Annotated in this window: 5 protein-coding genes; 4 read left to right on the plus strand and 1 reads right to left on the minus strand. The window is 39.9% G+C overall.

Going from position 1 to position 11,491, the window contains the following annotated elements; translation table 11 throughout:
• Window positions 1-20 precede the first annotated feature (20 nt).
• The gene (locus tag GNF10_RS30785; protein WP_185580462.1) at window positions 21-278 is read right to left on the minus strand and encodes a hypothetical protein; all 258 of its coding nucleotides are present in this window, start codon (window positions 276-278) and stop codon (window positions 21-23) included.
• A gap of 476 nt (window positions 279-754) precedes the next feature.
• On the opposite strand from GNF10_RS30785, the gene GNF10_RS30790 reads away from it, so the two are divergent.
• The 4 genes from GNF10_RS30790 to GNF10_RS30805 all read left to right on the plus strand — a co-directional run bounded on the left by GNF10_RS30790 (window position 755) and on the right by GNF10_RS30805 (window position 11,413).
• Complete coding sequence (locus GNF10_RS30790) at window positions 755-5,239, plus strand: filamentous hemagglutinin N-terminal domain-containing protein (protein WP_185580463.1); 4,485 nt, start codon at window positions 755-757, stop codon at window positions 5,237-5,239.
• A complete protein-coding gene (locus GNF10_RS30795) occupies window positions 5,229-7,154 on the plus strand; it encodes a ShlB/FhaC/HecB family hemolysin secretion/activation protein (protein ID WP_185580464.1) in 1,926 nt (641 codons plus the stop codon). The genes GNF10_RS30790 and GNF10_RS30795 overlap by 11 nt, the downstream gene beginning before the upstream one ends.
• Window positions 7,155-7,242: 88 nt before the next feature.
• A complete protein-coding gene (locus tag GNF10_RS30800) occupies window positions 7,243-10,146 on the plus strand; it encodes a CHAT domain-containing protein (protein ID WP_185607335.1) in 2,904 nt (967 codons plus the stop codon).
• A 487-nt stretch (window positions 10,147-10,633) separates the two neighbouring features.
• The gene (locus tag GNF10_RS30805) at window positions 10,634-11,413 is read left to right on the plus strand and encodes an IS4 family transposase (RefSeq protein ID WP_221643779.1); all 780 of its coding nucleotides are present in this window, start codon (window positions 10,634-10,636) and stop codon (window positions 11,411-11,413) included.
• The last annotated feature ends 78 nt before the right edge of the window (window positions 11,414-11,491 follow it).

An 11,491-nucleotide genomic window follows, 5' to 3' on the forward strand; every position in this document is an offset into this window, starting at 1 on the left:
AACTGGTGGGTGAAGAGGCGTTATTCAGTCCAGCAGCAGTATTCTAACTCTGTGTTTGATGCTGTGCGATCATTGTCAATGGTGGGACACACTACCCCATGCAGAAGCGGTTGACTGCGAAGAATTGCTAGACCGACCATTTGAGATGCTGACAACCCTTGATTGGGAACTATTGCGGGAGTATGCGCCAGTTTCAGAAAGTTGGGAGTTAGTAGCGGCGTAATTCTCGCAATACAAGAGCGATCGCTCTTGGTTGTAACAGTCAAGCGATCGCTCATCAACTACTTGCTTATTCACCAATCCCCATTAAATAAATGGTTTGAGACTACTACCATCAACTCAAAGCTTACCAAAATAATCGTTTTGAGTCGTAAAAGTAAAATTTAAGGCAAGGCGACCAAAAAATGACATCGCTTTTTTCTCAGCCTGTATCTACTATTTAATTTTAGTGTATATGTACTATACAAAAGTACTATTGCTGATATTTGCTGCTTGATTCTTGAATAAGTCCATGTTACCATCCGTAATGTTACGTAAAAAATAACCTGATTAGTTTGCTGTAGAGTCAGAATCTATTCATAACTAGGCAAAGATTGCAAAATTACCCAAATAGAATATAACAATTTATCAGCTTCAATTGTGATTCATTTGCAAGTTAACAATTAACTGTGGGAAAAAGATGTGTAGAGTATTGATCTTTTTCACACAACTTTTGTAATGAGAAAATTTATGCAAATCATGGCAGTTACACCGTATGAAAGTCCCAGAAAAATTGAGTATTTTGCAGGCATCATACAGATTTTGGAGCGTCCAAAACATTCCACCAGAAAACTTGGTTAGCCGTAAGGCCGATCGCAGCAATATATTAAAGTTTTGGCAGATAGGGATGACTCTGGCTGCAACTAGCGGAGTTATTTTTTCAGGGAATAGTGCGATCGCTCAAATTGTTCCCGATCGCACTCTCGGCGCAGAAAGTTCCGTTGTCACACCCAATATTGATATTAAAGGTGTGTCGAGCGATCGCATCGATGGCGGGGCAATTCGCGGTTCTGGACTTTTTCATAGTTTTCAAGAGTTCAATGTCAGAGAGGGAAGAGGGGCTTATTTCAGCAATCCGGCTGGGATTGACAACATTTTCGGTCGTGTGATAGGGAGTAATGCCTCAAACATTGATGGGAGAATCGGTGTACTGGGTAACGCTAACTTATTTTTGCTTAATCCTAACGGGATTCTTTTTGGCCCCAATGCATCGTTAGATATTCCGGGTTCATTTTTAGGGAGTACAGCCAATAATCTGAAATTTGGCGACGGCAAAGAGTTTAGCGCTACCAATCCGACAGCCCCACCATTACTATCTGTATCAGTGCCTTTGGGAGTGCAATTTAATCAGGGACAACCAAGTGCGATCGCCAACTTTGGGAATCTCTCAGTCGGGCAAAACCTCAGCCTGTTCGGGGGTACGGTTGTGAGTACTGGCCAATTATCAGCACCGAAAGGACAGATTGCAGTTGCAGCAGTACCGGATGATAGTATGGTGAACTTGAATGCGTCGGGACAGTTTCTCAATATTGATACTTCTTCATCTGTAGGGGCTGGAAATTCAGCTTCTCTGGCTGAATTACTGACAACCGTTGATGAGCGATCGCGTCTTGGGCTAACGGTGAATAGTAACGGACAGGTAGAGTTATCAGGTTCTGGTTTGTCTGTAGTAGATGGTGATGTCGTAGCCAAGAACATTACAGCCCAGACAGCAACACTCACAGCCTATCAGAATTTAACTTTGGTTGAGAGTCAGATAGGTACAAATGGCGATTTAAACCTGTTAGCAGGGGATACAGTGCGAGTGCGAGATAGTGTGGCGAATCCCTTTGTAGCCCAAGCTGGCGGTAATTTGACAATTCAAGGTAATCACGGCATTGACATTTTAGCCTTGAATCATTCACAGACACCGTTTGTCAGCGCTGGAAATCTGAGCTTGGCTAGTGATGGCAACATATCTGGGGATGCCCGTTTCTACAGTGGAGGACGTTTTTCGATTCTTAACCTAGTAGGTCAACCTGGAAATTTTGTCAGTCTTTACGATCCAATTATCAGTGCAAATGGAGATATTGAATTTGGTAACTATAGCGGCCCTGCGTTGAAAGTAGAATCAACTGGACGAATTATTGGAGGTAATATCACAATTACTGATTCAGATGAATTTGCTCCCAATCCTACCAATCCAATTCCCAGATATCCAAACGATGTTGAACTTTTAAGAAACAGTCGGACCGTTATTCTACGCGCAGGATTAAATTCATTAGACTACGCTGTGAATATTCCAACAATCGAAGCAGGAACAAATTTCAATCCTTCAGACGCTTCCCCATTAACACCCGGAAGCATTCAAGTAGGAAACATTGATACCTCATCTCGGGAAGGTAATGCTGGTTCTATCATCTTGTCAACCATCTTTTCAGCCAACGGCAGCATTAGTACCGGAAGTATAAATTCTAGGGTTGAAGGAAATAACGTTGGACGTGCAGGAGACATTACTCTTGAAGCTAGTGGCACTATTACTACTGGTGGTTCCGTTAATTCTGATGTCGCACCTGGAAGTCGTGGACGAGCAGGAGATATTACTCTTACCAGCAGAAATGGAGAAATTGACACTAGCAGAGGAAATATAGTGTCCACAACTGGTAATGAGCGAGGTGGAGCCATCTCTTTTGAAGCCTTCGGTAACATTACTACTGCTGGAGTTTCATCTTTTATAGGTGCTGGCGGTGATGGAGATGGTGGAAATATTACTCTTACTAGCAGAAATGGAAGCATTAACACTAGAGGAAAAATAGTTTCCTCGACTCCTGATGGTAATAGTGGGAACATTGACCTTCAAGCTAACGGCAACATTACAATTGAAAATGAAATTGCGTCTCGTATCCTCGAAGCTGGAGCAGGAACAGGAAGAGCAGGAACAATCGATATTATCAGTGACACTGGTAACATCAATCTTGTAGGAGAAGATACACCTGCTGCTATTGAAAATATTAGACAGAGGAATTTGATTAGAGATATCAGGTCGTCTACTCCTAATGAAATTGGTGGAAACATAAGACTTATTGCTTCTCAGGGACAGATTACAGTAACTCCGACAGGAAGGGGTCAGACTGTACAAATTGCTCCGAATGAAAATGACACAACAGGGTGGAAACTCAGAGCAGAGTCGAGTAATGGAGTAGCTGGAGATGTTACCGTTACCGCTTTAGGTAATATTCAATCTCCCAATATAATAGCTTCTAGTCGTAGCAATATTAACAATGAAGGATTTAGCACAATCACACTTAACTCATTACAAGGTTCAGTGTTTTTAGATCAAGTTCAGTTATCCGGTAGCAATGATGGCTCCAATGTCGCCGCAGATATTATCATTAATGCCACCAGAGGAAATGTAGTAATAACTGGGACTGGAAGTAGAAATCCTGAACAAGCGACCATTCTCACTGATGGATATTTTGGAAGAATTATTATTAATGCTGGCAATGATGTATCCGTCATAGATGGTTTTTTAACTGCTCAGACTCTTAGTAATTTACCTGCACCTGGACAAAATATTAGTCCTCAGGCTGGAGTGATTCAGCTTACTTCCCAAAATAGCAATATTGAGATTAACAACTCTTCCTTATTGACTTCTACTGAGTCTCAATTTGCATCTGCCGGAATGATCACATTAAATAGCCCAGGCATTACTTCAATTAATAACAACAGCAATATCGAAAATGTAGTACGACAAGATGCCGCAGGGCAAGCACCACGTAATTTTACTCCTACTATTACCCTTGATAGCAGTTCTGTTACGGTTACAAACTCAACGCTAAATGCAGCTACTTTTGGACAAGGTAATGCAGGTAATTTGATTATTAATGCTCGCGATCAAGTTACCTTTGATAATGCTAATGCTTTCACTACCGTTGAAGCAACAGGCACAGGTCAAGGAGGAAATATTAGCATTTCCATCCCTACTGGCTCCTTGTCCCTTAGTAACGACGCTCAACTGCAAGCTCTTACTAGGGGACGGGGAGATGCAGGAAATATTTTCATCAACGCAACAGATTCTGTCAATATTTCTGGAAGCTCTAGCGCATTATTCACTTCCACAGAACCAGATTCTATAGGATCTGGTGGCAATATCACTGTAGGACGTGAAATACGACCCAATCTTTTCCGCATATCAGACGGTGCTGAATTAACTGCAAGTACTAATAATGCTCAACAAGCAGGCAGCATTGAAATAAACGCTAATAGAGTTGAGGCTATCAATGGAGGGCGACTGATCGCTGAAACAACCTCCCAGAGGGGAGCAGCAGGGAAAATTACTGTCAATGCTGATAGGCGGGTAAATATCAATGGCAATTCTGAAGTTGAGACCGGCTTTTTTGTTCGCTCTCAAAGTTCACCAAGTCCAGCAGGCGACATCATTGTTAACGCGCCCATTGTGTTTTTGGACAACAATGGAAAGTTGATTGCTGAAGCTGGTGGCAGTGATGGGGGCAATATCACTTTGGAAAAAGGAACTTTACTACTGCTGCGTCGTAATAGTCTCATCTCCACTACTGCGGGTACTGATCAGCGACCAGGCAATGGCGGCAAAATCAATATCAATTATTTTGAAGGTTTTGTGATTGCTGGTTTTCGCAGAAATAACGACATTGCGGCTGATGCTTTCCAAGACTTTGGTGGCAGAGTTACAGTGAATGCTCTTGGTGTTGTAAACATAGAGGCACTAAGCCTACAAGACTTGCAGCGCCTCCAGCCCGAAACCCTAAACCCTCAAGACTTACCAACTAACGATGCCACCGCCAATTCACTGACAAATCCTGCGGGGAGCGGGATTGTAGAAATCAATGGAATCATTGCAGACCCCACACGCGCAACAATTCAGTTACCAGAAGATTTAGGTGATTCTTCTAAATTGATTGCCCAAAATTGTCGAGTTGGTGTGCAGGGGGCAGCTAGTAGTTTTGTCATCAGTGGACGCGGAGGATTACCGCCTAGTCCTGGTTCTGCTCTCAGTACTGATACCTTTTTAGGCAGTGCTGCAAATCCCTCTGGTGAACAGACTACTTCCATCCCAGTACCGCTACAAGAAGCCCAAGGTGTAGAAATTGGGTCTAGAGGCCAAATTATTTTGACTGCTCGTCCCTCCACTCTTACTCCTGATATTTCTGGGCGGAGTTTCAACGGTTGCAATGGAAAATAAATATTTTTGGTATTTGCGGAATATGCGTCAGCTTAAGTTCATATTCACACTAGCGGCTTTGGGGTTCAGCCTACCTATACAAATGAGAGCAAATGCTGTGGAAACAGTTCCAGTTCCCAGAACAGACTTGCTTGCACAGACAAACGTACCACAAAATTTGCCTCCTCCTCAGGATGTCTTACCTCCACCATCTTCACCTCCCAAACTGCCCACGATTCCTTCTGCACCACCTTCTCCAGATAACCTACTACCTACACCTACTCCTAATCTTCCACAGCAAACAGATCCAAAAGTGCCTATTAAGTTATTAGTAAATAAGTTTCAATTTAGGGGGAGTTCGGTCTTCAAAGATGAGGAAAAATTCCTCCAAGCAATTGAAGTTTTTCTTTTTGAAGAAAGCTCTAATTTATTAAATGAGCAAGCAAAATGCGATAGATTAAAACAATTGGATCAACAGCCTCCTTTGCGAAAACTACCAAGAAGCGAAAGTGACTCTCCAGTTGAACTCACGTTTGCCCAGTTGCTAGAGGCTCGTTCTGCTATTAGTCAGCTTTATTTATGTAATGGCTATATTACTTCTGGTGCAATCATTCCAGCCGGACAAGAACTACCACCTCTACCTGAAGCTGGTGCGGTAACTATAGAAATAGTAGAGGGTTCTTTAGAAGATATCCAAATTATTGGTAATCGGCGTTTAAGTAAAAACTATATTCGCAGCCGCCTAGCAAGAGGAAGTGAAAAACCCCTCAATCGGGAGAAGTTACTAGAAGCACTACAACTACTGCAACTTAATCCTCGGATCGAAAATTTGTCGGCGGAGTTGGCTGCTGGGACTCGTATTGGTCAGAACTTGCTGGTTGTTCGGGTGGAAGAAGCCAGAACATTTAATGCCCAAGTCCTCCTTGATAATAATCGTTCTCCTGCTGTAGGTAGTTTCCAACGTAGCGCTCAGTTGCAAGAGGCAAATCTTTTGGGGATAGGAGACACGTTGAGTGTTGCTTACGCCAACACTGATGGTAGTAATGAAGTGAATGTGAATTATACCCTACCTTTGACTCCTGAAGAAACTACCTTGACTTTCAACTACGGCAGGGGTTGGAGCAATGTTATTGAAAAACCTTTTGATAGGCTAGATATTTCTTCTAATTCTGAGAATTATCAACTGGCACTGCGCCATCCAGTGATTCGTAATCCTCGTCAAGAATTAGCCTTAGAAGTAGCTTTATCCCATCAACAAACTCAAAGCTCTATCGGACTTGATAATATCGGCCCTTTTCCCATTTCACCAGGAGCAGATGATCAGGGACGGACTCGCATTTCTGCACTGCGCTTTTCTCAACAATGGACTGATCGTGGCGATCGCTCTGTTTTTGCACTCCGCTCTCAGTTCAGTCTAGGACTCAATATCCTGGGTGCTACTAATCAGGAAGTTGCTCCCGACACCAACTTTTTTGCTTGGAGAGGACAGGCTCAATGGGTACGTCTTTTAGCCAAAAATACATTGTTAGTACTACGAGGAGATTTGCAATTAGCAGATCGAAGACTTTTATCTCTAGAGCAATTTCGTCTTGGTGGTCAAGCAAGTGTTAGAGGCTTTCGTCAAGATGCTTTACTTGCAGATAACGGATTTTTTGGTTCCGCAGAAATCCGCTTACCAATTAAAACCTTTCCAGAAATCCAAGGTTTATTACAAGTCACACCTTTTATAGATGTGGGTACAGCTTGGAATAACTTTGAGGGTTTAGACCCTAAACCAAATCCCCTGCTGTCTGCGGGTTTAGGCTTACGTTTTCAGATGGGCGATCGCCTTAATGCACGCTTAGATTGGGGTATTCCTTTAGTATCTATTGATTCTGATAAAAGAACTTTACAAGAACAAGGGGTTTATTTTTCTCTACTATGGAGCCTCTTTTGATATTGGATTGAGTTAAGTACTTACTTGCTAAAGCAGAAGAAAAGATGACTACTTAACTAAATTGAACTTAATAAAATATGGGTTTCTTATGCACAAGTTATACCAAAAAACAATTTATCTAGCCTTATTAACCCTTTTAGGGCTACTTTTAGCATTTATTCTTCCTATATTGACCTCTTCAAAAGTAATAGGTGTTCAATCACAAATATTACAGCAGACAAATCAGGAATTAAGCTGTCCAAAAACAGCAAATCTTACACCAGAAGATTTCAGCTTACGAGGTAAATATAATTATCAAGTTGCTCGTTTTGACGAGGCAATCAATTGTTGGAAAAATGCCGTTGATGCCTATCGCCAAGTTAATAATGAAGAGGAAGCGATTAATAATCAAATTAACCAATCTCTAGCTGAACAAGCAATAGGATTTTACCCAAGAGCTTGTAATACTTTGTTACAAATTTATGGGATAGAGGATTGTATTTCACAAATACAAGATGAAGAAAAACGTAAACAATTTAGAGAGAGATTTGACAAACCTGAAGGTTTAATAAAATTATTAAGTACTCCTGCCAAGGTTGCTGGTTTGCGTATACTTGGTAACGTTTTTAGAGGACTTGGTGAACTAGATTTATCATATAAGATTTTATTAACTTTAGCTAATAGTACAAACACTTTACCACAACAAGCAGAAGCGATATGGTTAGACTTAGGTAATACTATAAGAACATTGAGTAATAGAGAACAAGATTTTTATAATCGTAATCAACAATCAGAGAATTTGAATTGTGCGTTTACATACGCCAATGTTGCCGATATTATCTATCAACAAGTTTCCAGGGTTCAAAATTTAGCAATAAATTCTCCAGATTTAACGCAATTACAAGCACAGCTTAATCGTTTGAGCATTGTATTAGATTTAATTGACTGGCAAGATAAAGTTAGTAAAGAGACTCAAACCAAAGAGAATATATTTCAGCAATTTAGTAATATTTATTATGGGTCTTCAGGAATTATCAAATGTTATGAATGGCAGTTAAATCCTAATAAACTAGATATTGTAAAAAATGTTAACACTGAAACAACAAATCAAAACCTGTATGCTACAGTCCAGCAATTAGCACAAAGAAGCTGGCAACTTCCATATCAGCAAATAGACAGTCTTCAACAACAAATAGAGCAATTACCTGTTACTCATGCAACGCTTCTGATCAGGCTTAATTTTGCTAAAAGCTTGATTCGTAGTAAAGATATGCGTGATGTCAGAATAGAACAATTTATTAAAACTACAATTCAACAAGCTAAAAATCTAGGCGATTTGAGAGCAGAATCTTATAGTTATGGGTATCTTGGTGAGTTGTATGAAAAACGCCAGATATGGAATTTAGCTCAAGAAAACACTGAGCAAGCTTTATTGATTGCTCAATCTTTATCTATTCCATCATCACCGTCAGATATTGAATATCTGTGGGAGTGGCAATTAGGTAGAATTTACAAATCCCAACTTCCAGCAAGGATACAAGCCCAAACTAAACAGATGAAGACAGAGGGTTTGCAAAACTTGGATAATGCTAGCCAGTTTTATCAAAAAGCATATCTAACTTTGCAATCTCTTCGTAAAGAGTTAGTAACAGCTAATCCTGATGCCCAATTCTCTTTCCAAAATGATATCGAGAGTATTTATCGAGATTATGTTGATTTGCTTCTACGGGATAGTAATCCTGAGGGAAAAAATCTATCGAAAGCACGAGAAGTTATTGCTTCCTTGCAAGCGGTAGAATTAGAAAATTTCTTACGTGTAGCCTGTCCAGAATTTAATTTAGAAGAAATTGATGAAATTGTTGATAAACAGCCTGTAAAAACAGCTTTTTTGTATCCAATTCTTTTAGAAGATCGCATCGAAATTATTCTCAAGTTACCTGAAGAATCAAATTCTCAAACAAATAAAGATTTAGGCAAAAATAATACACCCAACTTAAGACACTATAGTACTCCCATAAATCAAGCTACGGTCGAACAACAAATCAAAGATTTGAATTTGCAGACAAAACCAAATGAATATACTTTTAATGCTCTGATCAGAAAATTGCAAGTTGATTTAGAAGAAGAATATACATTTAAAGATTTAAAAAAAGAATCCAATCTGGTATACAAATGGCTATTACAAAAGGCAGAAAAGGATATTAAAGAGCAAAAAATTGACACATTAATATTCGCCTTAGATACCAATCTACGGAATATTCCCTTGGCTGCATTAGTGGTTGATTATAATGAAAAAGAAGGAACAACTAAGTATTTAGTTGATGACTATGCCTTAGCACTAGCCCCAAGATTGGAAATTCCTAAAACTCAAACTCTCGAAGATAAAAGACTTAGAGTTTTGGCAGCAGGGTTAAAAGAACCAGATACAAACAAAAGCAAATATCCTAAATTAAATTATGTCAAAAAGGAAATAGAGGCAATTGAAAAAATACCTCATTCTGGCTTTTCGGTTTATCAACTAATTGATACTAAATTCACAGTAGACAACTTAAAAAATCAAATCAATACTTTTGCTTTTAAAGTTGTTCACTTAGCTACACACGGCACCTTTAGTTCTAGTCCTGAAAAAACATTTCTTTTAGCTTATGATGGCTCTATTAATATCAATCAGATTGGTAATATATTCCGTAGGCAAGCTCAAAGACAACCTGAACCGATCGAATTACTTGTATTAAGTGCGTGCGAAACTGCTACCGGTGATAAGCGAGCAACTTTAGGCATTTCTGGTGTAGGGGTTCGATCTGGGGCGCGTAGTGCTGTTGCTTCACTATGGACTTTGGATGATGAAGTCAGTGCTGATTTTACTCAGATATTTTACAAACAGTTAATTGACGGTACAACCGTTACAAAAGCTCAAGCCTTAAAACAAGCTCAAAAGCAACTCAAAGATTTACCAGGCCGTGAGCATCCTAGATATTGGGCATCCTATATTTTGCTTGGCAACTGGCTTTAATTCACACTTTATATCGAGTCACAAAAACCCTAATAAATATTGGAGTGGGGACGTCAAAACAATTCGCAATTCGCTTTTTCGCCCATTCGCAATTAATGCCCACGGATAAATCCGGGGGCTTGAACCAAGCAAAGTTTAAAATTTATCTATCCATAAATGAATTTAGGGGCTTGTAGCATCAAGGAATAATTGGTCAAAACAAAAGAGGCCCAGTATGGAATGGCACTAAGAAAAGCTCGAAGCTATGTAGAATAAGGGCTACAGCTTTAATGCCCAGTCCCGCAGTCATGGTATGAGTCAGGCGATCGCAGATGGAGAAATGATGCAGGGTTGCCCAAAAATTTTGTAGTTAGAAAAAGCTTACTCGTTCATAGAATACTTTCTTTGATACGAGCAAGCCAACACTATAATTACTACTGTGACACTATGAGTACAAATTCTCAAGGATAAATTTAGTCAGGGTTTAGGGCTACCTTTCAAAGAACTGTTGCCAGAATCGGTAATAAGACTTGCAATATCTGAGCTAGAAATCAAGTACAAAAAGCGATTGTTTGACCCATTTATAACGTTGTGGGCATTTTTATCACAGGTTTTAGATATGGATAAAAGTTGCCATAATGCTGTCAGTAAAATAATTGCTCATTTAGCCCAAGAAGAGGTAGAAATACCTTCAACAGATACGAGTGGTTACTGCCAAGCTAGGGCGAGACTTCCAGAGAAATTATTAGAAAAACTTTTCAATTGCTCGGCACAAAACCTAGAAACGAAAGTGACCCAAGAACATTTATGGTGTGGTCGCAATGTAAAAGTAATAGATGGTTCAACTGTCTCCATGCCAGATACCGTAGAGAATCAAAAAGAATACCCCCAACCTAGTACCCAAAAAGAGGGATGTGGATTTCCAATTGCTAAAATTGGTGTGATATTCAATTTAGTGACAGGAGCCGCTACTGCTTTGTGTATCGACATTCTGAACACTCATGATATTAAACTGGCGAGGAAATTGTACAGTTTTCTTAAACCAAATGATGTCCTTTTAGGGGATAGAGCTTTTTGTGCTTACGCCGATATGGTTACGATTACCAAACTTGGTTATGATGCTGTATTTCGGAAGCATCAATCTCGCACAACAACCATACGAAAAGGTAAAATTATTGGCGATTGTGACAAGGTTGTTACTTGGGGTAAATATAGCGAAGACACTGTTGGCGAAATATTGCTTAACAATTGGAGCAGACGGTTTGGCGCTGTTAGACGCAATCTATGATCCAACTGCGCCACAGTGGTTAAGACAAATACCAGGAGTAGAAACCCTGCGTCAAATATGGGTACAGCAATTTTATGC

Origin of the sequence: Nostoc sp. UCD121 (assembly GCF_014222285.1) — a bacterium.
GTDB lineage: Bacteria > Cyanobacteriota > Cyanobacteriia > Cyanobacteriales > Nostocaceae > Nostoc.